Source organism: Streptomyces sp. 4F14, assembly GCF_048159485.1.
In the GTDB taxonomy this organism is placed as follows: Bacteria; Actinomycetota; Actinomycetes; order Streptomycetales; family Streptomycetaceae; genus Streptomyces.
In genome coordinates, this window is the sequence record NZ_JBLRVY010000035.1 from 35,282 (window position 1) to 57,654 (window position 22,373).

22 protein-coding genes, 1 tRNA gene and 1 pseudogene are annotated in these 22,373 nt (G+C 71.1%); 16 read left to right on the top strand and 8 right to left on the bottom strand.

Annotated features, from left to right (window positions below; translation table 11 throughout):
* Positions 1-24: 24 nt before the first annotated feature.
* Entirely contained in the window at positions 25-804 is a 780-nt protein-coding gene (locus tag ACLZOT_RS41660) for a DUF1963 domain-containing protein (protein WP_416974424.1), read from the top strand.
* A gap of 65 nt (positions 805-869) precedes the next feature.
* On the opposite strand, the gene ACLZOT_RS41665 is transcribed toward ACLZOT_RS41660, so the two are convergent.
* Positions 870-3,077: a trypsin-like serine protease gene (locus ACLZOT_RS41665; RefSeq protein WP_416974425.1), complete on the bottom strand. Its 2,208-nt coding sequence runs from the start codon at positions 3,075-3,077 to the stop codon at positions 870-872.
* Between the two features lie 56 nt (positions 3,078-3,133).
* Positions 3,134-3,643, bottom strand: coding sequence for a hypothetical protein (locus ACLZOT_RS41670; protein WP_416974426.1), 510 nt, complete (start codon positions 3,641-3,643; stop codon positions 3,134-3,136).
* Positions 3,644-3,967: 324 nt separating this feature from the next.
* On the opposite strand from ACLZOT_RS41670, the gene ACLZOT_RS41675 reads away from it, so the two are divergent.
* Positions 3,968-7,333 carry an ALF repeat-containing protein gene (locus tag ACLZOT_RS41675; RefSeq protein ID WP_416974427.1) on the top strand — a complete coding sequence of 1,122 codons (3,366 nt, stop codon included), beginning with the start codon at positions 3,968-3,970 and terminating at the stop codon, positions 7,331-7,333.
* 46 nt (positions 7,334-7,379) lie between these two features.
* On the top strand, positions 7,380-7,766 hold the full coding sequence (locus ACLZOT_RS41680; protein ID WP_416974428.1) for a hypothetical protein: 387 nt from the start codon (positions 7,380-7,382) through the stop codon (positions 7,764-7,766).
* Between the two features lie 292 nt (positions 7,767-8,058).
* Here the strand turns inward: ACLZOT_RS41680 and phoU are convergent, their stop codons facing one another.
* Positions 8,059-8,739, bottom strand: coding sequence for a phosphate signaling complex protein PhoU (phoU, locus tag ACLZOT_RS41685; protein ID WP_416974429.1), 681 nt, complete (start codon positions 8,737-8,739; stop codon positions 8,059-8,061).
* Between the two features lie 182 nt (positions 8,740-8,921).
* Here phoU and ACLZOT_RS41690 point away from each other — a divergent pair, with 182 nt between their 5' ends.
* Positions 8,922-10,187 (top strand): sensor histidine kinase, encoded by a 1,266-nt coding sequence (locus tag ACLZOT_RS41690; protein ID WP_416974430.1) that lies wholly within the window; start codon positions 8,922-8,924, stop codon positions 10,185-10,187.
* Entirely contained in the window at positions 10,184-10,864 is a 681-nt protein-coding gene (locus ACLZOT_RS41695; protein ID WP_010358452.1) for a response regulator transcription factor, read from the top strand. Before ACLZOT_RS41690 ends, ACLZOT_RS41695 begins: the two co-directional genes overlap by 4 nt.
* A 169-nt stretch (positions 10,865-11,033) precedes the next feature.
* Here the strand turns inward: ACLZOT_RS41695 and ACLZOT_RS41700 are convergent, their stop codons facing one another.
* Entirely contained in the window at positions 11,034-11,681 is a 648-nt protein-coding gene (locus ACLZOT_RS41700) for a copper chaperone PCu(A)C (protein WP_416974431.1), read from the bottom strand.
* 618 nt (positions 11,682-12,299) lie between these two features.
* Here ACLZOT_RS41700 and ACLZOT_RS41705 point away from each other — a divergent pair.
* The 6 genes from ACLZOT_RS41705 to ACLZOT_RS41730 all read left to right on the top strand — a co-directional run bounded on the left by ACLZOT_RS41705 (position 12,300) and on the right by ACLZOT_RS41730 (position 18,408).
* Positions 12,300-12,782: a CarD family transcriptional regulator gene (locus ACLZOT_RS41705; protein WP_003953493.1), complete on the top strand. Its 483-nt coding sequence runs from the start codon at positions 12,300-12,302 to the stop codon at positions 12,780-12,782.
* 251 nt (positions 12,783-13,033) lie between these two features.
* Complete coding sequence (ispD, locus tag ACLZOT_RS41710) at positions 13,034-13,780, top strand: 2-C-methyl-D-erythritol 4-phosphate cytidylyltransferase (protein WP_416974432.1); 747 nt, start codon at positions 13,034-13,036, stop codon at positions 13,778-13,780.
* Positions 13,770-14,255 (top strand): 2-C-methyl-D-erythritol 2,4-cyclodiphosphate synthase, encoded by a 486-nt coding sequence (gene ispF / locus ACLZOT_RS41715; protein WP_416974433.1) that lies wholly within the window; start codon positions 13,770-13,772, stop codon positions 14,253-14,255. Before ispD ends, ispF begins: the two co-directional genes overlap by 11 nt.
* A 47-nt stretch (positions 14,256-14,302) precedes the next feature.
* Complete coding sequence (cysS, locus tag ACLZOT_RS41720) at positions 14,303-15,700, top strand: cysteine--tRNA ligase (RefSeq protein WP_416974434.1); 1,398 nt, start codon at positions 14,303-14,305, stop codon at positions 15,698-15,700.
* Between the two features lie 110 nt (positions 15,701-15,810).
* On the top strand, positions 15,811-16,755 hold the full coding sequence (gene rlmB / locus ACLZOT_RS41725; protein ID WP_416974435.1) for a 23S rRNA (guanosine(2251)-2'-O)-methyltransferase RlmB: 945 nt from the start codon (positions 15,811-15,813) through the stop codon (positions 16,753-16,755).
* Positions 16,756-16,851: 96 nt separating this feature from the next.
* Complete coding sequence (locus tag ACLZOT_RS41730) at positions 16,852-18,408, top strand: DoxX family membrane protein (protein WP_416974436.1); 1,557 nt, start codon at positions 16,852-16,854, stop codon at positions 18,406-18,408.
* Between the two features lie 61 nt (positions 18,409-18,469).
* On the opposite strand, the gene ACLZOT_RS41735 is transcribed toward ACLZOT_RS41730, so the two are convergent.
* On the bottom strand, positions 18,470-18,655 hold the full coding sequence (locus ACLZOT_RS41735) for a DUF397 domain-containing protein (protein WP_416974437.1): 186 nt from the start codon (positions 18,653-18,655) through the stop codon (positions 18,470-18,472).
* Between the two features lie 13 nt (positions 18,656-18,668).
* Positions 18,669-19,013: pseudogene (locus ACLZOT_RS41740) on the bottom strand (Scr1 family TA system antitoxin-like transcriptional regulator); the annotation flags it as partial.
* On the opposite strand from ACLZOT_RS41740, the gene ACLZOT_RS41745 reads away from it, so the two are divergent.
* Genes ACLZOT_RS41745 through ACLZOT_RS41755 form a run of 3 tightly spaced genes read left to right on the top strand, consistent with a single transcriptional unit; the run spans position 19,010 to position 19,730 of the window.
* Positions 19,010-19,345 carry an ATP-binding protein gene (locus tag ACLZOT_RS41745; RefSeq protein WP_416974497.1) on the top strand — a complete coding sequence of 112 codons (336 nt, stop codon included), beginning with the start codon at positions 19,010-19,012 and terminating at the stop codon, positions 19,343-19,345. The pseudogene ACLZOT_RS41740 and the gene ACLZOT_RS41745 sit on opposite strands and share 4 nt — an antisense overlap.
* A complete protein-coding gene (locus ACLZOT_RS41750) occupies positions 19,342-19,503 on the top strand; it encodes a hypothetical protein (RefSeq protein WP_416974438.1) in 162 nt (53 codons plus the stop codon). Before ACLZOT_RS41745 ends, ACLZOT_RS41750 begins: the two co-directional genes overlap by 4 nt.
* Entirely contained in the window at positions 19,500-19,730 is a 231-nt protein-coding gene (locus ACLZOT_RS41755) for a hypothetical protein (RefSeq protein WP_416974439.1), read from the top strand. Before ACLZOT_RS41750 ends, ACLZOT_RS41755 begins: the two co-directional genes overlap by 4 nt.
* Positions 19,731-19,898: 168 nt before the next feature.
* Here the strand turns inward: ACLZOT_RS41755 and ACLZOT_RS41760 are convergent, their stop codons facing one another.
* Positions 19,899-20,171 carry a type II toxin-antitoxin system Phd/YefM family antitoxin gene (locus ACLZOT_RS41760; protein ID WP_416974440.1) on the bottom strand — a complete coding sequence of 91 codons (273 nt, stop codon included), beginning with the start codon at positions 20,169-20,171 and terminating at the stop codon, positions 19,899-19,901.
* Positions 20,172-20,247: 76 nt separating this feature from the next.
* A tRNA-Thr gene (locus tag ACLZOT_RS41765) sits at positions 20,248-20,321 on the bottom strand.
* 214 nt (positions 20,322-20,535) lie between these two features.
* Here ACLZOT_RS41765 and ACLZOT_RS41770 point away from each other — a divergent pair.
* Together ACLZOT_RS41770 and ACLZOT_RS41775 are read left to right on the top strand one after the other, a co-directional pair.
* On the top strand, positions 20,536-21,621 hold the full coding sequence (locus tag ACLZOT_RS41770; RefSeq protein ID WP_416974441.1) for an ABC transporter ATP-binding protein: 1,086 nt from the start codon (positions 20,536-20,538) through the stop codon (positions 21,619-21,621).
* Positions 21,622-21,842: 221 nt separating this feature from the next.
* Positions 21,843-22,301 (top strand): hypothetical protein, encoded by a 459-nt coding sequence (locus ACLZOT_RS41775; protein ID WP_416974498.1) that lies wholly within the window; start codon positions 21,843-21,845, stop codon positions 22,299-22,301.
* Positions 22,302-22,373: the final 72 nt, after the last annotated feature.

Consider the following 22,373-nt stretch of genomic DNA (forward strand, 5'->3'; position numbering starts at 1 on the left):
AGTGGCGGCGCTTACCGTCGCCCCATGGACATAGCCGAACTGATCCCCGACCTCGCGCCGCTCGCGCTGCGCACGACCGTACTGCTGCCGACGGCCGGGGAACCGGGCGTACGGGAGAGTTCCGCCGGGGGTCCGCTGCTGTGGCCTGCCGGGGAGCCGTGGCCGTACTGCGCGGAGCGGGGCCACGGCATCCCGCCGGACGACGAACGCAATCCCTTCGAAGCGGTGCCGATGGTCCCCGTGCTCCAGCTGTTCGCCTCCGACGTACCCGAGCTGGCGTTCCCGGACGGCGCGGATGTCCTGCAACTCGTCTGGTGCACGCTGTTCCACGCCGACGACCCGGAATCCGCCGTGCTGCCCCGCCTGTACTGGCGGAACTCGGCGGAGATCCTCGCGGGCGAGCTGCTGCTCGATGCTCCGGCGCCTCAAAAGGGGGAGTACGACGAGGAGTTCACGCCCGAGCCCTGCACCGTGACCCCGACTCCCGTGGTGGAGTACCCGAATTACGACATGCCCAAGGACGCCAAGCCAGTCGTGTACCCCCGTATCGAGGAGGTCGAGAAGCAGTTCGGCGTGTACTACACCGACGTCGCCTGCGCCCTCCAGACCAAGGTCGGCGGCTATCCCGCGTGGAACCAGCCCGCGCGGTGGCCGAGTTGTGAGCGCGGGCACCGGATGGACCATCTGCTGAGCGTCACCGGGGACGGTGACCTGGACATGGACATGGGGGACTGCGGCGGGGTGTACCTGTTCGTGTGCAGGGAGTGCCCCGGGTGGCCGTACGCGTATCGGTACGACTGCTGAACGCCCCCGCCCAGCCGAAGCCGGGCGGGGGCGCCGTAATGAACTGCCTTGCAGCAGCGGCTACTTCATCGCGCCGACTGCCCGAAGCGGTCCCCCGTCGCCGCCAGGCCGCCCGCGCCCGGCTGGTAGACCGTCGCCGGGGCGACCGTGCCGCCCGCGGTGACGTTGGAGAGGGGGAGGGAGTAGAGGGTGCCGTAGGTGGACGGGCCGTAGGGGAGGCCGACGTACAGGTTCGTGCCCGTGTACCAGAGGCTGGAGCCGAGCTGCTGGTTGGCGCCGGGGGTGCCGGGGATGCCGTCGCCGTCGCCCACCTCCAGCCAGCGGTCGTTCGCGCCCGGGGTGCCGAGCAGCGAGAACGTCTGGACGGCGCCCGCCTTGGCGGTCGTACCGATCGCCTCGCCCGGGACGCCGACCGCCAGCTTCAGGGTCGCCGCCGTGCTCACCGCGCGCGGGGCCGTGTTCACGGCGGCCAGCGTCGAGCCGAAGAGGTCGCCGGACTCGGAGGTGCCGGAGACGTCGTCGTCGCCGGTGCCGGAGGAGTAGCCGTTGAGCTGGGTGTAGGTGCCCGCCGGGGTGATCCGGAAGGTCAGCACCCCGCCCGTGTCGACGCTGGACGTGCCGTTGACGTCGAGGTCCTCGCCGGGTGAGCCGACGGCGAGGATGGAGTCGGTGGCCGAGGCCGCGCCGGACGGCCGGTACGACACGATCGCGAGGGACTTCCCGAAGAGGTCACCCGGCTCGGCGCCGCCCCCGACCGTGTCGAGGTCCTGGTCGAGCCCGAAGAGCGGGGTGGGCCGCTTCTCGGCGTTGAGGACGTTGGGGTTGAAGACGGCGAGGTTGCCGGCGTTCGCGTCGGTGCCGATGGTCTCGTTCGGCGCGGCGACGGCGAAGTGGTTGGAGCCGGCGGCGATGGTCGTACCGAAGGCGTCGTTCGCCTCGATGGCACCCGGCACGCCGAGGCTGTCCTGGTGGACGGAGACGTTGGTGGAGCCCTGGAGGTAGAACACCTCACCGGCCTTGGCGGCCCCGGCGAGCGCCTCACCGGGCACACCGATGACGATGTACGGCTCACCGGCGTTGGTGACGGCCGCGGCGACGGCCGCCCCCATCCGGTCCCCGGCCTCGGGCCCGGACGCGGCGATGGACCCGGTGCCCGCGCCCTGCTGGTAGTTGGAGTCCTTGAGGGCGCCGGTGCCGAGCCCGCCGGGGGCGCCGTAGAGGAGGTCGGTCATGCCCGCGTCGGAGGCGTCCCCGAGGGCTTCCCCGGGCGTGCCGACGACGAGGTCGGTGCACCCGTCGGCGTTGTAGTCGACGGTGGCGATGGCTTCCCCGAAGTTGTCGCCCGCCTCGGCCCCGCCGTTGACCCAGTCGAGGTCCTGGTGGATCTCGGCGTTGCCCTTGCCGCCGCCGTACACGATCCGTACGGAGCCGGCGCCCGCGTCGCCGCCGATGGTGGCGGTGGGGTCGGCGATCGCGATGTCCTCGACGCCGTCGCAGTTGAAGTCGGTGACGCGCGGGGCGCCGACGGTCGAGGTCACCCAGGCGGCGATGTCGTCGACGCGCGCGACGACACCCCCGGTACGGGTCTCGGCGGCGTCGATGCCGTAGCAACCGCCCTGGAAGGAGCGGCTGTTGAGCCCGACGAGCTGGCCGCCCCGGACGACGGGCCCGCCGGTGTCGCCCTGGCAGGCGGCGGCACCGGAGACACCGGTGACCGTGGCGCTGCCGGCCGAGGCGGCGTCGACCGTCAGCGCCCCGGTGTGCAGCTTCAGCGGCACCCACTCGGTCTTGGTCCGCCCGTACCCGGCGAAGGTGAGCTGCTCACCGGCGGCGGGCGCGGTCGCCGAGACGACGGCCGGTGTCACCCCGGCGACGGGCTTGTTCAGCCGGGCCAGGACGACGTCCCGGTCCGTGCGCGGCACGATCTCGACGACCTCGCGCACGGCGCCGTCGGTGCCGGAGAGGTCGGTGCGGCCGATGGTGGCGACCGTCTTCTGCGCGGGCTTGCCGGCGGGGACGGTCAGGGAGGACGCCGGGTCGGCGGCGAAGCAACTGGCGGCGGTGAGCAGCCACTCGGTGTCGACGAGGACGCCGGAGCAGCCGCGGGCGTAGTCGCCGACGACGAGCTGGGCGGTGTAGGCGTAGGTGGTGCCGGTCGCGGGGGTGCCGGTGACGGCGGACGCGGGAGCCGCCGCGCACACCGCGACGGGGCCGGCGACGAGGGCCGCCGCGAGCGCGGACAGGCGCAGGGGGAGGGGTCTGGGTCGTGTCATGGCGTGGGTTTTCCTCAGATCAGGAGCAGCGGGGAGCGGTCAGCGGGCGAAGGTGCTCACTTCGTGCTCCTGATCTCCACGAGCATGTGGTCCCGGCCCTGTTCGTCGGCGCTCGCCCCGACCGCCGTCCAGGTGTTCTTCGCGACGTCGAAGGACTTCTCCTCCGTGCCGACGGTCATGTCGACCTGGGTCTCGTAGTCGTTGCCGCGGATCCCGTACACGGCGGGGATCTCCAGCGTCAGCCAGCCGGACGTGCCCTTGACGTCGAAGCAGATCTTGTCCGCCTTGTCGTGGGCCCAGACCTCCAGCTGGCCGGTGTCGGTGACGCAGTCGGCGAGGGTGATGTGGCCGTCGCCGCGCTTCAGGACGATGTTCTTCTCCGCGAGGATCTTGTCCGCCTGCGGATAGGCGTACTTCTCGACCGCGTACCCGGGCGATTCGTCCGCGACGGACGCCACAGATCCGGTTCCGGCGGTCGACTCCGACGCGCCGATCGCGAGCCACGCCACAGCCCCCGCCGCCATGGCGGCGCCCACGATGCGCCAGCTGGTTCTTTGCAACTTCATTAATGTCCTCATGTTTGGTTTCCGGGTGCACGCAGATTCCGGAGGAGGACATGACCGGTGACAGAGTCCTCCCCGCAAGAACTCACACGCACAGCGGATGTCATCCAAGACCCGCCGCGTGAGACCTGTCCAGAGCGGCGGGTGTGACGTACGGCACGCTCAAAGAAATGTGAAGGTCCGTTTGTGCAAGTTCGGCAAACAAGGGGCAATACGTGTCCGATATCCGAATCCGGCATTGACTTCCGGCGATGGGGCGTGCTTTACCTGTGCCCGGAAAACTAAAAAACACCGGAAGGATGATTCCTTTTGCCTCCCTCCTCTTCTTTGTGGAGCAGACGCCGGATTCTCACCGCCGTCGCCGGCGTGGCCGCCGTACCGGCGCTGCCCTCGATCCTCACGCTCACCGCGACCCCCGCGGCGGCGGCCGAGGACCCCGCCGAGAGCGGGCTCCCGGACACCGAGCGCGGCCGGGCCGTGTGGGCGTACAAGACCGGCGGGCGCAGTGTCCGCGAGGCCGCCACGACGGCGCTGCTCGGCACCCCGGCCGCGGTCACGGCGTTCCTCACCACCGACCTCCCCGCCCGCCGGGCGGAGGACAACCGCATGGGCGTGCTGGCGGGTCTCCCGTACGCGGGCCGGTCGGTCCAGAACTTGGTCAACACGGCGTTGTCGGCGGGGGATGACGCGGTCTCGGCCTTCCTGGACGGCGGTTACACCGCGGCCGTCAGCTCGGACCTGCGCGCCTCGGTGCTCACCGTCATGAACAACAGCGGCACGGCCGTGCAGCGGGCCGGTACGAAGGCCATCGACGCGGCCAACGACAAGGCGCTGCACACCTTCCTGAACGAGGGTCAGTTCACGGCGCAGGCCGAGGACGAGCGGTCGGCCGTCTTCAAGCTCCTCGCCGGCGCGTCCCCGCAGGTCGCCACCTACGCGCAGCGCGCCCTGGACGACGGCTCCCCGGCGGCGATCCGCCAGTTCCTGGTCTCCGGCCAGTACATCGCGCGCGCCCGCGACGAGGAGGCGGCGACGATCGACCAGCTCGTCGCGATCGTCGAACGCGAGGGCAAGCGGGCCCAGTTGCAGACCGAGCAGGCGGTCGCCGCGTCCGACAAGGCGAAGGACGCGGCCGAGAAGGCGAAGGCCGCCGCGCTGAAGGCCGCCGACGAGGCCGCCGCCGCGAAGGACGACGTCGCGAAGTCCGCGCGGGCCGCCAACGCCGCCGCGTCCGCCGCGAAGGGCGCGGCCGCCGCCGCGACCACCGCCATCTCGGCGTCCCGGGTCGCGCAGGCCGCCTCCAGCCGGGCCACGATGGCCGCGCAGGCCGCCGCCTCGGCCGCCGCCGCAGCGGGCAGCGCCGCGTCCAAGGCGTACGGGGCGGCGATCGCCGCGTCGAAGGACGCCTCGAAGGCGTCGGCCGCGCGCTCGGCCGCCGAGGGCGCCCGCAACGCGGCGAGCAAGGCGCGGACGGCCGCGAAGGCCGCCGACCAGGCACGCGCCGCTGCCGCCGCCTGCGACACGGCGGGCGCCGCCGCGAAGTCGGCCGCGAACAACGCCGCCGCCGCGGCCAACGCGGCAGCCGCTGCCGCGGCGTCGTCCGGCGTCGCGCAGGCGCAGGCCGCCCGCGCCCGCGCGGCCGCCGCCGAGGCGAACGCCGCCGCCGCGCGCGCCACCGCCGCCGCCAACACCGCCTCCACCCTCGCGGGCCGGGCCGCAGCCGCTGCCGCCGTGGCCCGCGACGCCGCCAACTCCGCCGCCGCGCACGCCGAGAAGGCGGCGGCAGCGGCGGACGAGGCCGCAGCTCACGCCGGTGAGGCCGTCGAGTACGCCAAGCGCTCCACGGAGTACGCGAACGCCGCCGTCGAGGCCGCCAACACCGCCACCAACGCGGTCAAGGAGGCGCAGGAGGTCGAGAAGGCCGCCCGCGCAGCCGAGACCGCGCGCATCGAGGCCGACACCGCGATCGGCGTCGAACTCGCCCGCCTCGCCGCCCAGGAGGAGACCGCCGACCTCGCCAAGGCGAACCGCGAGCGCACCCAGGCCGACCGCACCTCGTCCGACATCAAGGACCTGGTCACCGCCGCCGAGGCCGCCGTCGCCGCCGGTGACACCGCCACGGCCGTCGACAAGGGCCGCCGCGCCGCCCTGCTCCTGCTGGACAACCCCGGCTCCTGGACCCGCCAGGCCGCCGAGTACGCCCTGTCGGGCACCGAGTACGACGTCCTGAACTGGCTCTCCGCCGACCGCGCCCTCGCCGAGGGCCAGGACGACCGCGAGACCGTCGTCACCGTCGCCGAGATCTCCCGGATCTCCGTCGCCCAGGCGGCGGCCGACACCCTCGCCTCCCCCGCCGCCGACGCCGTACGCACCTTCCTGACGACCGGCGCCGTCGAGGCGGCCAAGACCGACAACCGGGTGCTGGTCTTCAACGTCCTCGCCGCGAACCCGGGGGACGCCGTCAAGGCGAAGGCCCAGGCCGCGCTGGACGACGGCGGCGCGGTCGCCCTGCACCGCTTCCTCCAGATCGAGCACGCCGAGGCGATCAAGGAGGACGACCGGGCCGAGATCTTCCGGCTGCTCAACAACGGCGGCCAGTACATGAAGTCCGCCGCGCAGATCGTCCTGGAGGGCCCCGCCCGGATGCGGCGGAACTTCGTCGCCCACGACCAGTACGACGTGACCCGCCTCGACCAGGACGCCGTCGCGCACATCTCGGCGATCCGCGCGGCCATCGCGCACGCCGCGAAGGTCGCCGCGAAGGCCCAGGAGGACGCCGCCCGCGCCTCCCAGGCCGCCGCCGAGGCCCGCCAGGCCGCCGCCGAGGCGACCGCGTGGAAGAACAAGGCCGACGGGTACGCCGCCGACGCGAAGAACTCGGCCGCCGAGGCCAAGGCCAACGCGGACGCGGCGGACAAGTCGGCCGCCGACGCCGCGAAGTCCGCGGCCACCGCCCAGCAGGCGGCGGCCGTGGCCCGTACGGCCGCCCGCACGGCGAACTACTCCGCGCGCCGCGCCGCCGCCTCCGCCTCCCAGGCCGTCGCCTCGGCCGCCTCCGCGCAGGCGTCCGCGACCTCGGCCCGCGCCTCCGCCGTCCAGGCCGGCAAGGACGCCGCCGCCGCTGCCGCCGCCGCGTCCGACGCGCAGCGGATCTACACCGCGAAGGTCGCCGCCGAGGCCAAGCAGCGCGCGATGGACGCGGCCGACAAGGCCCGCGGCCACGAGGCCGACGGCTCCAACCCCTCGCAGACCGCCGACAGCGACAAGCCCTGGTACGTCGACTGGGGGATCTGGCCGGAGAACGTCGGCAGCGCGAGCGAGTGGTCGACCGTCGTCGGCCACTACTCGACGATCCTCGGCGGCGGCGCGGTCGCCCTGGGCGTCGCCTCGCTGTTCTTCCCGCCGCTGGCCCCGATCGCCATCGGCGTCGGCATCGCCTCGGTGGTCGTGCAGGGCGTCAGCGCGTTCCTCGCGCTCGCGGGCAACGACTGGAACTGGCAGAGCAAGCAGTTCCAGTCCGCGTTCGGCCTGTTCGGCCTCGGTCTGGTCACCCTCGGCGTGGGCGGCGCGCTGTCCCGGGTCGGCCTCAACTACGCGGACGACGCCGTGAAGCTCGCCGACACCGTCGGCGGCAAGATCGTCAGCGTGGCCGGTGACGTCACGACCACGGTCGTCGGTCTGCTGACCTGGTAATCCCGGTACGAGAGGGCGAGGATCACCCCATGTTGAGGATCACCCCATGCTGACGCAAGGCATGTCCACGACCGGCTGGTGGGTCCTCGCCCTCGTCTCGGGCGCGGCCCTCGGGCTCGCGTGCCTGAGCCTGGCCGACCCGCGCAAGCCGGCCCACCGGATCATCGTCGTCGCCGTACCCGGCGCCATGGCGCTGTTCCTGTGGGCGCAGGCGCGGTTCGGCAGCCTCGACGGCCGGCAGGCGCTGTTCTTCTACACCCTGATCAGCCTGAGCCTGACGATCCTGCGGGCGGTCTACCACCCGTGGTTCAGGCGCCAGTTCCGGCTGCGCGACGCGGGCGAGCCGATGCAGAACGCGACCACGCCCCAGGTGTTCCTGTTCCTGGTCTCGTTCGTGGCCACGTTCGCCGGGGTGGCGTTCCTGGTCCACTGAGACGACCGAGGGGTCCGGTTCGCACCGGACCCCTCAACCGTTCAACCGCACTGACACGGGGCGCCCGACTGGCACCCGCACCCACACCCCGACCCGCATCCACAGGCACCTATCAGCAACAGGTTCCTGACCTGGGCGGGCTGTTCGGTCGGCGTTTCCCGGGTGGGGTCGGGCGACGTGCTGGGGGATTCGGCCATGGGTCCCTCCTCGACGCAGATACACCCATGGCAACCGAACCGCGACCCGGCGTGAAGGGCGCATCAGCGGCGCACGGAAGCTTTCGGCCCTGGCCCTATCCCTGGATCTCCGGCGGCAGGTCCTGCTGGATCTCGTCCGCGTGCTCGCCGGTGACGAGGAAGACGACGCGCTTGGCGACGGCGACCGCGTGGTCGGCGAACCGCTCGTAGTAGCGGCCCAGCAGGGTGACGTCGACGGCGGTCTCGATGCCGTGCTTCCAGCGGTCGTCGATCAGGTGCTGGAACAGCGTGCGGTGCAGCAGGTCCATCGCGTCGTCGTCCGCCTCCAGCTGGAGCGCGAGGTCGACGTCCTTGGTGATGATGCACTCGGCGGACTTGGCCATCAGGCGCTGGGCGAGCTGGCCCATCTCCAGGACGGTCGCGTGCAGGTCGCGCGGCACGGCCCGCTCGGGGAAGCGCAGCCGGGCGAGCTTGGCGACGTGCTGGGCGAGGTCGCCGGAGCGCTCCAGGTCGGCGGACATCCGCAGGGACGTCACGACGATCCGCAGGTCGGTGGCGACGGGCTGCTGGCGGGCGAGCAGCGCTATCGCCTTCGCCTCCAGGTCGTGGTGCAGCTCGTCGACCTTCTTGTCGCCCTCGATGACGTTCTCGGCGAGGTTCAGGTCGGCATCGAGGATCGCGGTGGTCGCGCGCCCGATGGCCGAGCCGACCAGCCGGGCCATCTCCACCAGACCGTCGCCGATCGAATCAAGTTCCTCGTGGTACGCGTCACGCATCTGCGTTCCCTCTCCTACAGCGGTTTCCGGCCCCTACGGTCCCACGTTCGGCCCCGCACGCGTCGGTTTCCGGCATCCCAAATGAACCACTACCAGCGCCAAGGTGAACTCTGGGCGACGAGTCTCGAAGGTCACCCCTCGACGGCTGTGGCGATGTCGCACCCCGTGCCTAACCTGGAGACATGGACGTGAACGCGGCGGTCGCCGCAGCGGCAGCGATCGCCGGGGTACTCACCGGCGTCATCGCCATGCTGGCGTTCCGCTGGAGCGAGCGCGACCAGAAGCGCCCCACCCGCACCTCCCTGCACACGGACCCGGTCCTCCCCCCGGGTGTCGACACGGTCCTGTCGGTCCTGCGCTCATCGGCCGTCGTGCTGGACGAGGCGGACGCGGTCGTGAAGGCGAGTTCCGCGGCGTACGCGCTGGGTCTGGTCCGGGGCGGGAAGCTGGCCGTGGAGCCGATGCTCCTGATGGCCCGCGACACCCGCCGCGACGGCGAGATACGCCAGGTCGAGCTGGACCTCCCGCGGCGCGGGACCGGCCGGGGCGAGGCCCTCGCGGTCTCCGCCCGGGTCGCCCCGCTCGGCTCCCGGCTGGTGCTGCTCCTGGTCGAGGACCTCACCGAGGCCCGCAGGATCGAGGCGGTGCGCCGGGACTTCGTGGCGAACGTCAGCCATGAGCTGAAGACCCCGGTGGGCGCGCTCTCCCTGCTCTCCGAGGCCGTCATGGACGCCTCGGACGACCCGGAGGCGGTCACCCGCTTCGCGGGCCGCATGCAGATCGAGGCGACCCGCCTGACCAACCTCGTGCAGGAGCTCATCGACCTCTCCCGGGTGCAGAACGACGACCCGCTGGAGGACTCCGAGCCGGTCCGGGTCGACGAACTCGTCGCCGAGGCCGTCGACCGCTGCCGCCACCAGGCGGGCACGAAACAGATCACGATGGCCGCGGGCGGCACCGCCGACCTCCACGTATGGGGGAACCGCGGCCAGCTCGCCGCGGCGCTCGGCAACCTCGTCGAGAACGCCGTCAACTACTCCCCCGCCCGCACCCGCGTGGGGATAGCAGCCCGCCGGGTGACCGCGCCCGGGGGCGACCTGATCGAGATAGCCGTCACCGACCAGGGCATCGGCATCTCCGAGAAGGACAAGGAGCGCGTCTTCGAGCGCTTCTACCGCGTCGACCCGGCCCGCTCCCGCCAGACCGGGGGTACGGGCCTGGGCCTGGCGATCGTCAAGCACGTGGCCGCCTCGCACGGCGGGGAGGTCACGGTGTGGAGCTCCGAGGGACAGGGCTCCACGTTCACCCTGCGACTGCCGGAGGCGGGCTCGGCCCGTGACCGGGCGCACCAGCACCCCGACCTGGACGGCGACGAGGCCGACGAGGACAGGGCCGCACCCTCTGCATCACCTTACGAACCGCTTCCCGCCCCGGAGGTCCTTCCGTGACCCGTGTGCTCGTCGTCGAGGACGAAGAGTCCTTCTCGGACGCCCTGTCGTACATGCTTCGCAAAGAGGGCTTCGAGGTCGCCGTGGCGGCCACGGGCCCCGACGGTCTCGACGAGTTCGAGCGCAACGGCGCCGACCTCGTCCTGCTCGACCTGATGCTGCCGGGCCTGCCCGGCACGGAGGTCTGCCGCCAGCTGCGCGGCCGCTCCAACGTCCCGGTGATCATGGTCACCGCCAAGGACAGCGAGATCGACAAGGTCGTCGGCCTCGAAATAGGGGCCGACGACTACGTCACCAAGCCCTTCTCCTCCCGCGAGCTCGTCGCCCGCATCCGCGCGGTCCTGCGCCGCCGGGGCGAACCGGAGGAGGTCACCCCGGCCGCCCTCGAAGCGGGCCCGGTCCGCATGGACGTGGACCGCCACGTCGTCACGGTCTCCGGCTCCAAGGTCGACCTCCCCCTGAAGGAGTTCGACCTCCTGGAGATGCTCCTGCGTAACGCGGGCCGCGTCCTCACCCGCATGCAGCTCATCGACCGGGTCTGGGGCGCCGACTACGTGGGCGACACGAAAACCCTCGACGTCCACGTCAAGCGCCTGCGCGCCAAGATCGAGCCGGACCCGGGTGCACCGCGCTACCTGGTGACGGTCCGCGGCCTCGGCTACAAGTTCGAGCCGTAGACCAGCCCGGCTGGAGCCGACGGACGGAGTCCGGCGCAGCACCCCGAAGCCCGCGCAGCGGTGCGAGGGGTGCGCCGGGAAGGGTGTTCGAGCCGTAAAGCGCCTCGCTACGACGCTGAGGGCGGCACTCCCGGTCGGGGGTGCCGCCCTCAGGCGTGTGCGGGGTCGGTCAGTGACCGGCCTCGGGGGACGCCGAGGACTCCGCGGACTCCGAGCTGCCGGAGGACTCCGGCGACGGGGACTCCGAGGGGCCGACGGAGGCGCTCGCGGAGGAGGAGGGGTTCGGGACGGACGTCGGGCCCCAGGAGCTGAAGTAGCTCGTGGCGGGGACGACGAACGCCTGGAGGCTGACGTCACCCGTCTCGCTGAACGTGAAGGTGATCTTCTGGGCGTTGCCGTTCTGGACGGTGTCACCCGGGTTGTCCAGGACGGCGGACGCGTTGTCCGCGCCGCCGATCACGATCGAGCCGCCGGCCGGGACGACCAGGCTGCCCTTCTTGCTCTTGGTGTCGGTCTTGCCCGGCGTCAGCACGGCGGAGGCGCTGGTGCCGTCCACGGTGATGCCGGTCAGCGTCTGGTCGTCCTTGCCGGTGTTGAAGACGGTCGCGGCGACGGCGGCCGGGCCCTCGGCACCCCGCTCGGGCTGGGTGATGACGACCGCGTTCTGGATCTTGATCACGCCGACGGTGGCAGCCGCGTTGTCCGGCTTGATCTCCAGCGTCTGGCTGTCGTTCCCCGCGCCGCATCCTGCGAGCGTGGCGATCGAGAACGCGAGGGCGGAAGCGGCGAGGGCGCCGCGTCGAAGGCTGCTGCTCACGGCGGCGGCATCTCCTTGGAACGACAGGGGCGGACTCTCCATAAAGCCGCCCTAAGGGTCAGTCAGCGCCCTCAGCGTATCGACCCGTTCACAACGACCCGCACCCGACCCGCCCCTAGCGGCACCCGACGCCCCGACAGACCCACCGGTCACACCCTCCCCGCCCGCCCCTCCCTACCCGTGAGTCACATTGGCCACTTCCCGTACCCCGCGCATTCACATAACCCCCGCGCACCCCCGGCCCGGATTTCCGAACTCCGAATGCGGCGGATCCCGGAATTCGATCACCCGGGCGGACGGCGATGTTCGATGATCAATTCCGGAAACGACGAAGACCGGCCACCCGGCGCCGAACGGAGTAGCGGAAGTCGCACACCAGGAAGAGGACATATCGGGACGTTCAACCGCCTTGACGCGGTTCCGGAAGCGTGTAACGTACGCGTTTCACCCCCCACGGAGAGCCGCTCCCACCTGCGAATACCCGCTCGCGGACGCCTTCCCCAGCACGTTCCTGTTGCTGTTGTCAAGCCCCGAGATATGCCCTGACCTGCGAAAACGCCATTCAGGAACCGTCGTTTCCGTGTTACCCTGGATAGCCACGGAAGGGGTACCTGTCACATGACGTTCAAGGTTGGCGACACCGTGGTCTATCCCCATCACGGGGCCGCGCTGATCGAGGCCATCGAAACTCGCCAGATCAAAGGCGTGGACAAGACCTACTTGGTGCTGAAGGTCGCCCAGGGTGACCTGACGGTACGTGTGCCAGCGGACAATGCGGAGTTCGTCGGCGTACGTGATGTGGTCGGTCAGGACGGGCTGGACCGGGTCTTCGAGGTGCTGCGCGCGCCGTACGCCGAGGAGCCCACGAACTGGTCGCGTCGTTACAAGGCAAATCTGGAGAAGCTCGCCTCCGGCGATGTCATCAAGGTCGCGGAAGTCGTCCGTGACCTGTGGCGTCGTGAGCGCGAGCGCGGACTCTCCGCCGGTGAGAAGCGCATGCTCGCCAAGGCACGCCAGATCCTGGTGAGCGAGCTGGCTCTCGCGGAGAACACCAACGAGGACAAGGCCGAGGCCCTGCTCGACGAGGTACTCGCTTCCTGAGCCGAGCTGTTTCTCTGCATCTGACAATGCCGCGGTGCCCGATGACGTATTTCCCGTCGCCGGGCGCTGCGGCATGTTCGTACCCTCACCGCCCGAGCCCGGGGTCCCCGAAGGAACCCCGAGTACCTGTCGAAGTCCCGGGCTCCCGCTCCCGACCCGCGCGTCACGGAAGGGGCAGGTCGAGGTGGGGTACCCGGCACTCCTCCCAGGCCATACCCACGTAGGTCGAGCACACAAACCTGACAGGAACCATGTCTGACGAATCACACTCCCCCAGGGCGGCCGTCCGCACCGCCGCGGTGATTCCGGCCGCCGGCCGCGGCGTCCGGCTCGGCCCCGGCGCCCCCAAGGCGCTGCGCGCGCTGAACGGCACGCCGATGCTCATCCACGCGGTCCGCGCGCTCGCCGCGTCCCGCGCGGTCTCCCTGGTCGTCGTGGTGGCGCCCCCGGACGGCGCCGCCGAGGTCCGCTCCCTCCTGGACGCGCACGCCCTGCCCGAGCGGACCGACTTCGTCGTCGTCCCGGGCGGCGAGTCCCGCCAGGAGTCCGTGAAACTCGGCCTGGACGCGCTGCCCGACGGGTACGACATCGTCCTCGTCCACGACGCGGCCCGGCCCCTCGTCCCCGTCGACACGGTCGACTCGGTCGTCGAGGCGGTCCGCGAGGGCGCCGTCGCCGTCGTGCCCGCCGTGCCGCTCGCCGACACGGTCAAGGAGGTCGAGCCGACGCCGGACGCCCCCGAACCCGTCGTCGCCACCCCCGTCCGCGCGCGCCTGCGGGCCGTCCAGACGCCCCAGGGCTTCGACCGCAAGGTCCTCGTCCACGCGCACGAGACCGTCACCGAGGACGTCACGGACGACGCGAGCATGATCGAGCAGCTCGGGGGGACGGTCGTCGTCGTCCCCGGGCACGAGGAGGCGTTCAAGGTGACGCGCCCGCTGGACCTGGTCCTCGCGGAAGCGGTCCTGGCGCGCAGGAGGGCCAACGATGGCTTCTGAGTTCGTCCTGCCCCAGGTCGGCATCGGCACCGACATCCACGCCTTCGAGGAGGGCCGCGAACTCTGGTGCGCCGGCCTCAAATGGGAGGGCACCGGCCTCGCGGGCCACTCCGACGCGGACGTCGTCGCCCACGCCGCCTGCAACGCCCTCTTCTCGGCGGCGGGCCTCGGCGACCTCGGCCGGCACTTCGGCACCGGCCGCCCGGAATGGTCGGGTGCATCCGGCGTCACGCTGTTGACGGAGGCGGCCCGGATCGTCCGCGAGGCGGGCTTCGTGATCGGGAACGTCGCCGTACAGGTCGTCGGCCCCCGCCCGAAGATCGGCAAGCGGCGCGACGAGGCCCAGAAGATCCTGTCGGACGCGGTCGGGGCGCCGGTGTCGGTGTCGGGAGCGACGACGGACGGCCTCGGATTCCCCGGCCGGGACGAGGGTCTGATGGCGATCGCGACGGCGCTCGTCGTACGGAACCCCTGAACAATGCCGGTGTTTTTCGGCCCCCTTCTCCCACTACCCTTGGACCCGTGACTATTCGCCTGTACGACACCAGCGCCCGGCAGATCCGTGACTTCTCCCCGCTCACGCCGGGCTGTGTCTCGATCTACCTCTGTGGCGCCACCGTGCAGGCGGCCCCGCACATCGGGCACGTCCGGTCGAACCTCAACTTCGACATCATCCGCAGGTGGTTCACGCACCGCGGGTACGACGTGACGTTCGTCCGGAATGTCACGGACATCGACGACAAGATCATCAACAAGGCCGGTGAACAGGGCCGCCCCTGGTGGTCCATCGGGTACGAGAACGAGCGCGCGTTCAACGACGGCTACCAGGCGCTCGGCTGCCTCCCCCCGACGTACGAGCCCCGCGCGACCGGCCATGTCACCGAGATGGTCGAGATGATGCGCGCGCTCATCGAGCGGGGGCACGCATACGAGTCCGACGGCAGCGTGTACTTCGACGTCCGCTCCTGGCCGTCGTACCTGGAGCTGTCCCGGCAGGACCTCGACGAGATGCGGCAGCCGGACGAGGGCATCACCGGCAAGCGCGACCCCCGCGACTTCGCGCTGTGGAAGGCGACCAAGCCGGGCGAGCCGGACTGGGAGACGCCGTGGGGGCGGGGCCGGCCCGGCTGGCACCTGGAGTGCTCGGCGATGGTCCGCAAGTACCTGGGCCCGGCGTTCGACATCCACGGCGGCGGCCTGGACCTGATCTTCCCGCACCACGAGAACGAGATCGCCCAGTCCAAGGCGGCCGGCGACGACTTCGCGACGTACTGGATGCACAACGCCTGGGTCACCATGAGCGGCGAGAAGATGTCGAAGTCGCTGGGCAACAGCGTCCTCGTCGCCGAGATGGTCAAGCAGTGGCGGCCGATCGTCCTCAGGTACTACCTGGGTACGCCCCACTACCGCTCGATGATCGAGTACAGCGAGGAGTCGCTGCGCGAGGCCGAGTCCGCGTTCGCGCGGATCGAGGGGTTCGTGCAGCGGGTCGTCGAGAAGGCGGGGGGTGTCGTCGAGCCCGCCGCCGAGGTCCCCCCGGCCTTCGCCGAGGCCATGGACGACGACTTCGGCGTCCCGCAGGCCCTCGCGATCGTCCACACCACCGTCCGCCAGGGCAACAGCGCGCTCGCCGCCGACGACAAGGAGGGCGCGGTCGCCCGCCTCGCGGAGGTCCGGGCGATGCTGGGCATCCTGGGCCTCGACCCCCTCGACCCGCACTGGGCGGGCGAGTCGGACCGGGGTGACGACCTGCACGGCGTGGTCGACAGCCTCGTACGCCTGGTCCTGGACCAGCGGGAATCGGCGCGGGCGCGGAAGGACTGGGGAACGGCGGACGCGATCCGCGACCAGCTGGGGCAGGCGGGTCTGGTGATCGAGGACAGCCCGCAGGGGCCGCGCTGGACGCTGGGGCCGCGGTAGCCGGCTTCCGCTTTTGCGAAGATCGATTGTGCCGTCCGGGCTTCCGGGCGGCACACTTCATGAGACGTACTGCTGTTTGAGCAGTGGAACCTTTTAAGGACTGGTAGGTCATGGCAGCCAACAACCGCCGCATGTCCGGCAAGAAGGGCGCGCAGGTCGGCAGTGGCGGCCAGCGGCGCCGGGGTCTGGAGGGCAAGGGTCCGACCCCGCCCGCCGAGATGCGCAAGGGGCACAAGAAGAACCGCATTGCCGCCGCGCAAACCCGCCGCGCGCAGGGGCGTCCGGCGACGCCGAAGGGGCGCGGCGGCAAGGGGACGTCCGAGATGGTCGTCGGCCGCAACCCGGTCGTGGAGGCGCTGCGCGAGGGCGTGCCCGCGTCGACCCTGTACGTCCAGCAGTTCATCGACAACGACGAGCGGGTCCGCGAGGCGCTCCAGCTCGCGGCCGACCGGGGCGGCATCAACCTCATGGAGGCGCCCCGCCCCGAGCTGGACCGCATGACGAACGGCCTGAACCACCAGGGCCTCGTCCTCCAGGTCCCGCCGTACGAGTACGCGCACCCGGAGGACCTGGCCGCCGCCGCGTACGACGCCGGCGAGGACCCCCTGATCGTCGCCCTCGACGGCGTCACCGACCCCCGCAACCTCGGCGCGGTCGTCCGCTCGGTCTCCGCGTTCGGCGGCCACGGCGTGGTCGTCCCCGAGCGCCGGGCGGCCGGCATGACGGCGGGCGCCTGGAAGACCTCGGCGGGCACCGCCGCCCGCACGCCGGTCGCGCGGGCGACGAACCTGACGCGGGCGCTGGAGGCGTACAAGAAGGCCGGCGTCACGGTCGTCGGCCTCGCGGCGGACGGCGAGGCGGAGGTCGGTTCGCTGGCCGCCCTCGACGGCCCGGTGGTCATCGTCGTGGGCAGCGAGGGCAAGGGGCTGTCGCGGCTGGTGGGCGAAACCTGCGATTTCCGGGTGCGGATCCCGATGCCGGGTGGGGCCGAGTCGCTCAACGCCGGGGTGGCCGCCGGGATCGTGCTGTACGAGGCGGCACGCCGACGGGCGTAGGCGGTGTCATCCGTACGGGGTAGTTCTGGGGTTTGACGGGGTCCGGACACATCCGGCGAGTCAAAGCAGTGTCCTAAACACAAGTCACTCGGTTAGATGAGTGTGGACACCAGAACACCCCGTACACCCGCGGGGGACCGCCAGTCGGGATTCGCCTCAGGACTCGACGACGGTCCCGCACTGAGCATGGTGAAGGTGCCGAGCGATCCGGCACAGGTCATCGTCACGCACGCCTCCTTCCGCGTGCAGTTGGGCGCGTCGGCGCGACGGAGCCAATCCCCCAGCATCGCACGGCACTTGAGCGCTACCGAGGTGCCCGCGGGCGCCCCGGCGCGGCGCCGCCCCGTCGTCTGGAGCGGGCACTCCGCGCCGGACGACACCGGGGCGCACCGCCTCCTCCAGGCGGTCCGGGCCGGCAGCGTGGGCCACGCCGAGCAGCAGCCCGCCGACGCGGGCGCCACTCAGGTCATCCCCCGCGTCGAGGTCGAGAACCTCGTCGAGCGGACGATGGAGACCCCCCTCGTCGGCGCCCAACGCACGCGCGACAACCGCCTGTTGCCCCATATGCCGGCCGTGGACAGCGTCTACGACGAACCGGCGTACGCGCCCCCGCCGTTCGACGGGTACGACCCGCCGCGCGAGCGGGCCCCCGGCGATCCGGCGCGGCACGCCTACTACCCGGGCCGCCGCCTGAACCTCGGCGTCGTCCTGCTCCCGCTGCGGATCTTCCTCGGCTTCCTCGCGGTGTACGCGGGGATGGGCAAGCTCTGCGACCCCGTCTACTTCGACGGCGGCAAGCGGGGCTCGATGGTGAAGTGGCTGAACACCCTGCACCCGTGGGAAGTGGCCGAGCCACTGCGCCAGTTCGCGCTGCACCACCCGGTCGGCTCGGGCCTCGTCATCGCCTTCCTCCAGGTCGTCGTCGGCGTCCTGACGATCCTGGGCTGCTGGCAGCGGGTCGCGGCGGTCGCGGGCGCGCTGCTGTCGGCCGCGCTGATCGTGACGGTGAGCTGGAAGACCGTCCCCGTCTACGACACCCCCGACATCATCAACCTCGCCGCCTGGTCGCCGCTGATCATCGCGGGGGCACCGGTGTACTCGGTCGACGGGCGCCTCGCCTCCGCGGCCTGGCGCCGCCTCGGACCCCGGGCTCCCCTGTGGCAGCTGCGCCGCTACACGCTGCGCCGGGGCGCGCTGGTCACGGCCATCGTCGTCGGCCTGACCCTCCTCTTCGGCTCCCTCCTCGGCGCGGCCGTCCGCGACGCCGACCGCGTGGTCGTCCCCGGCCCCGGCGAGGCGCCCCGCAACGAACTGCCGGGCTCCCCCCTCCCGAGCGCCTCCGGCAAGGGCAAGGACGGCTCCAAGCCGAGCGGGGAGGCGTCCGCCTCGCCCACCACCGAGGGCGCGACCTCGACGCCGCCCACGGAGACCCGCCAGGACGAGCCGACGTCCACCCGGGATACGTCCAACACGCCCAGCCAGACGCAGGGTTCGTCCTCGGACGACACTCCGGCGAAGGACACTCCCCCGGCCCAAGAGGCCCCGAGCACGACGTCGTCCGGACCGTCGTCCGGGGGGAGTTCGTCGAGCGGGTCCGACGGGGGCGAGTCGTCGGGCGGGAACGAGAACCTGGTGGGCGGGCTGCTGGGGTAGGGCTTTCCTGCGGTACGACGATGGGGTCCCCTACCTCAGAGGTAGGGGACCCCAAACGTCGTTACCGTCCGGCCTTCACATCGTTGACGAACGCCTGCCACCGCGCTGCTGCGAAGTGCAGTGCGGGGCGCTGGATGTCCTTCGAGTCGCGGCAGGCGACGCCGTCGGTCTGGAACCGGGCTTCTACGCAGCCACCGTCCTGAGAGCTGTAGCTGCTCTTGAACCATTCCAACCTGTTTGCGCGCATATGCCATCTTTCTCTAAGAGTCGAGCTGTCCCGCCAAGTCCCGGATCAGGGACTGGGACGGGAGGGGACCGAGCGCCATGGTGCAGAGGCGGTCGAAGGCGTCCCCGTAGTACTTGATGCCACCCGGCGTCTCCAAGTAGCTCAGGCCCATGTGGTTTTCCAATGTGACCACTTCCATGGCAGAGGGCTTCGGGAAGCGGTAGATCAGAAAGGGGAACGGCCCTCCCCGGTATGCCCCTGCGGAAAAAGGTAGTACCTGCAACATCACGTTCGGAGGCTCCGACAGCTCGACCAACTGCCGCAACTGGCCCAGCAGAACAGCCAGCCCTGACCGCCGGGGAGGACTCCTCCGAACTGACGGACGCCGCCGTACTCGTCGTCTCCGAACTGGTGACGAACGCGACGCGACACGCGCCCGGCACCGCCCGAGTGGAGGTCCGGTTCGCGTGGACCGGCGAGGAGTTCGCGATCGAGGTGTACGACGAGAACCCCGGCCGGCCCGTCCGGCGGACCGCCCCCGCCGACGCCGAGTGCGGCCGGGGACTGGACATCGTCGAGGCCGTCACCGCCGAGTACGGCGGCTGCCTCGGCTTCCGGACCACCGGACGCGGCAAGTGTGTGGTCGCGACGCTGAAACTCACCCCGGTTTCCCTGACCCTCGTTCCCCCGCCCTCCGGAGGCCCCCGATGAGACTGCTCAGGTTCCGCGACCCCGCCGTGCGCTCGTACCGCCGCTGGTTCAACCACTCCCGCGCGTGCGGAAGTTGCGCGGGGACCAGCCGGTGCGCGACGGGACAGCGCCTCTGGGACGCCTACCTGGACGCGCGGGGGAAGAACGGACCCCGGTGAACCCCCAGGACCCCGACCCGGAGTACCGCTCCCCTCGCTGCGTCCTCGGCGAACACCCCCACTGCCGGGACGCCGAGCCCCGCGACAGCGGCGTACCGGGCGTCCGCCACCTTCTCTGCGCCTGCCCCTGCCACCACGGGGCACCCCTCTTCACAGCCGCCCTCATGACCACCTGGGCGGCGGCCGCCCTCGCTTGCCTGGCCCGCGTCGCGCCTCACCTCTCGTAGGGGAAGCGACATGCCACAACGTGAATGACGTTGATGCGTCGCGACCAGTAGCCGGCGAGTCGTTCCGCAATGGTCCGGGTTTCCCGATCACCTCATGGGCCGCCTCGATCGATGTCGGCGATGAGCTGGTTGACCCGCTTCAGCAGCCGCCGCCAAGGAACAGCACCTTCACGCCACACCCCGCCCGGACGAGTCATCGGGGTCCACCAGCTCGCGGACCGTGCCCCGGCCCGCCCGATCCTGCTCGATCGACCTGCGCAGCCGCTCCGCCATCGCGGGTGACCTCAGCAGGTAGTCGGTCTCCTTCAACGCCTCGTACTCGGCGAGTGAGACGACCACCATCGGCTCACGGCCGGCACGGGTGATCACCAGCCCCTCGGCGTCGTTCTCGACCGCGTCAAAGGCATCGGCGAGGCTCGCACGCAGATCGGTCACACTCATCGTCTTCACGATGTACAGGATGGCGTACGGATGGAGAAAACCCCAGGTCAGATACTTGACCTGGGGTTCTTGGCGGAGCCCCCTGTCGGATTCGAACCGACGACCTACGCATTACAAGTGCGTTGCTCTGGCCAGCTGAGCTAAGGAGGCGTGACGTACGCGACCGCGTACGAGACGTGTGCAGTGTACCCAAGCGCTCATGGCGCCCCGTCGAAAATTTCCGCGAAGTTCACAGTCCTCCAGGTACTGACATACCGGAAAACGCGAGGTAGCGTCCTGAGGCAGTCCACCCGTGGACTACACCACCACCTTCCTACAACGGATCGTCCGGCACGTTCCTGCCGGTAGAAGGGGGCCTAGCACCATGGCCACTGTGTCTTTCGACAAGGCGACCCGGATCTACCCGGGCTCCGAGAAGCCCGCCGTCGACGGGCTCGACATCCACATCGAGGACGGGGAGTTCCTGGTCCTCGTCGGCCCCTCGGGCTGTGGAAAGTCGACCTCCCTGCGCATGCTCGCGGGTCTTGAGGACGTGAACGGCGGAGCCATCCGCATCGGTGACCGCGACGTCACGCACCTGCCGCCCAAGGACCGGGACATCGCCATGGTGTTCCAGAACTACGCGCTGTACCCGCACATGTCGGTCGCCGACAACATGGGCTTCGCCCTGAAGATCGCCGGCGTCCCGAAGGCGGAGATCCGCGCGAAGGTCGAGGAGGCCGCGAAGATCCTCGACCTCACGGAGTACCTGGACCGCAAGCCGAAGGCGCTCTCCGGCGGTCAGCGCCAGCGTGTCGCGATGGGCCGCGCGATCGTCCGTGAGCCGCAGGTCTTCCTCATGGACGAGCCGCTGTCGAACCTCGACGCCAAGCTCCGTGTCTCGACGCGTACGCAGATCGCGTCCCTCCAGCGCCGCCTGGGCATCACGACCGTCTACGTCACCCACGACCAGGTCGAGGCCATGACGATGGGCGACCGTGTCGCGGTCCTCAAGGACGGTCTGCTCCAGCAGGTCGACACCCCGCGCAACATGTACGACCGCCCGGCGAACCTCTTCGTCGCCGGCTTCATCGGCTCCCCGGCGATGAACCTCGTCGAGGTCCCGATCGCGGACGGCGGCGTGAAGTTCGGCGCCTCGGTCGTCCCGGTCCAGCGCGACGCGCTCGCCGGTACGACGGACAAGACGGTCACCGTCGGTGTCCGCCCGGAGCACTTCGACGTCACCACCGAGACCGGCAAGGGCCTCGCGGTCACGGTCAACGTGGTCGAGGAGCTCGGCGCCGACGCGTACGTCTACGGCACCGCCAAGGTCGGCGAGGACTCCAAGGACCTCGTCGTCCGCGTCAGCGGCCGTGACGTCCCGGAGAAGGGCTCCACCCTCTCCGTCGTCCCGCGCGCGGGCGAGACCCACGTCTTCTCCACCTCGACGGGCGCGCGCCTGTCGGACTGACGCGAGTCGTGAGGAAGGGCCCCGCGGCCGGGAGGCTGCGGGGCCCTTTCGCGTACCCCGAAAGCACTTCCGAAAAACCCCGACACTCCAGACCTTTCGGACGTGAGCGTCAACCCCCTACCCAAAAAACGCCACCGCAACGTCCCCCATCCGAGTGACTAAATGTCTCCAAATCATTACTGGGCGCTACCATCACCAGCGTGAAGCACTCGAAGCGCTCCGTGGAGCACACCACCACGCGGACGCGACGCGGCGGCAGGGGTCCCGCCCGCCGGATCGGTCGCTCCCTCGCCTTTGTCCTGCCCGTCGTCATGGTGCTCTCCGGGACCCTCGCGGTGACCCGGGTCAACTGGACCGGGAACCCGTCGGACTCGGTGCTGACCGCGTCCGACGTCTCCGCGCCCCGCACCGGCCACGGCGGCGCCGCCCGCGCCCCCCAGGACGTCCTGCGCGACCAGCTCCTCACGGAGCTCCAGCAGAAGGACCCCGGCATCGCCCTGACCCACCTCCAGCAGGCGGTCAACGGCAAACCGGCGCTCGCGAAGCACTGCGCGTCCATCGCCCGCGCGCTGGGCCGCGCCGCCGTCCGCGCGTACGGCCCCAGCCGCGCCCAGTCCTTCTCCCGCCCCGTCTGCGACACCTCCTTCGCGTCCGGCGTCCTCGCCGCGCACACGGGCTGACCCGACCGGTACGTACGCCGTCCGAGCGGCCCCGGGGTTCACGGCGAACCCCGGGGCCGCTCCCTGCGTGGG

Coding starts and splice junctions, on each gene's coding strand:
- ACLZOT_RS41660 (WP_416974424.1), top strand. CDS start 25: ATGGACATAGCCGAACTGATCCCCGACCTCGCGCCGCTCGCGCTGCGC.
- ACLZOT_RS41665 (WP_416974425.1), bottom strand. CDS start 3,077: ATGACACGACCCAGACCCCTCCCCCTGCGCCTGTCCGCGCTCGCGGCG.
- ACLZOT_RS41670 (WP_416974426.1), bottom strand. CDS start 3,643: ATGAAGTTGCAAAGAACCAGCTGGCGCATCGTGGGCGCCGCCATGGCG.
- ACLZOT_RS41680 (WP_416974428.1), top strand. CDS start 7,380: ATGCTGACGCAAGGCATGTCCACGACCGGCTGGTGGGTCCTCGCCCTC.
- phoU (WP_416974429.1), bottom strand. CDS start 8,739: ATGCGTGACGCGTACCACGAGGAACTTGATTCGATCGGCGACGGTCTG.
- ACLZOT_RS41690 (WP_416974430.1), top strand. CDS start 8,922: ATGGACGTGAACGCGGCGGTCGCCGCAGCGGCAGCGATCGCCGGGGTA.
- ACLZOT_RS41705 (WP_003953493.1), top strand. CDS start 12,300: ATGACGTTCAAGGTTGGCGACACCGTGGTCTATCCCCATCACGGGGCC.
- ispD (WP_416974432.1), top strand. CDS start 13,034: ATGTCTGACGAATCACACTCCCCCAGGGCGGCCGTCCGCACCGCCGCG.
- ispF (WP_416974433.1), top strand. CDS start 13,770: ATGGCTTCTGAGTTCGTCCTGCCCCAGGTCGGCATCGGCACCGACATC.
- rlmB (WP_416974435.1), top strand. CDS start 15,811: ATGGCAGCCAACAACCGCCGCATGTCCGGCAAGAAGGGCGCGCAGGTC.
- ACLZOT_RS41730 (WP_416974436.1), top strand. CDS start 16,852: ATGAGTGTGGACACCAGAACACCCCGTACACCCGCGGGGGACCGCCAG.
- ACLZOT_RS41735 (WP_416974437.1), bottom strand. CDS start 18,655: ATGCGCGCAAACAGGTTGGAATGGTTCAAGAGCAGCTACAGCTCTCAG.
- ACLZOT_RS41750 (WP_416974438.1), top strand. CDS start 19,342: ATGAGACTGCTCAGGTTCCGCGACCCCGCCGTGCGCTCGTACCGCCGC.
- ACLZOT_RS41760 (WP_416974440.1), bottom strand. CDS start 20,171: ATGAGTGTGACCGATCTGCGTGCGAGCCTCGCCGATGCCTTTGACGCG.
- ACLZOT_RS41770 (WP_416974441.1), top strand. CDS start 20,536: ATGGCCACTGTGTCTTTCGACAAGGCGACCCGGATCTACCCGGGCTCC.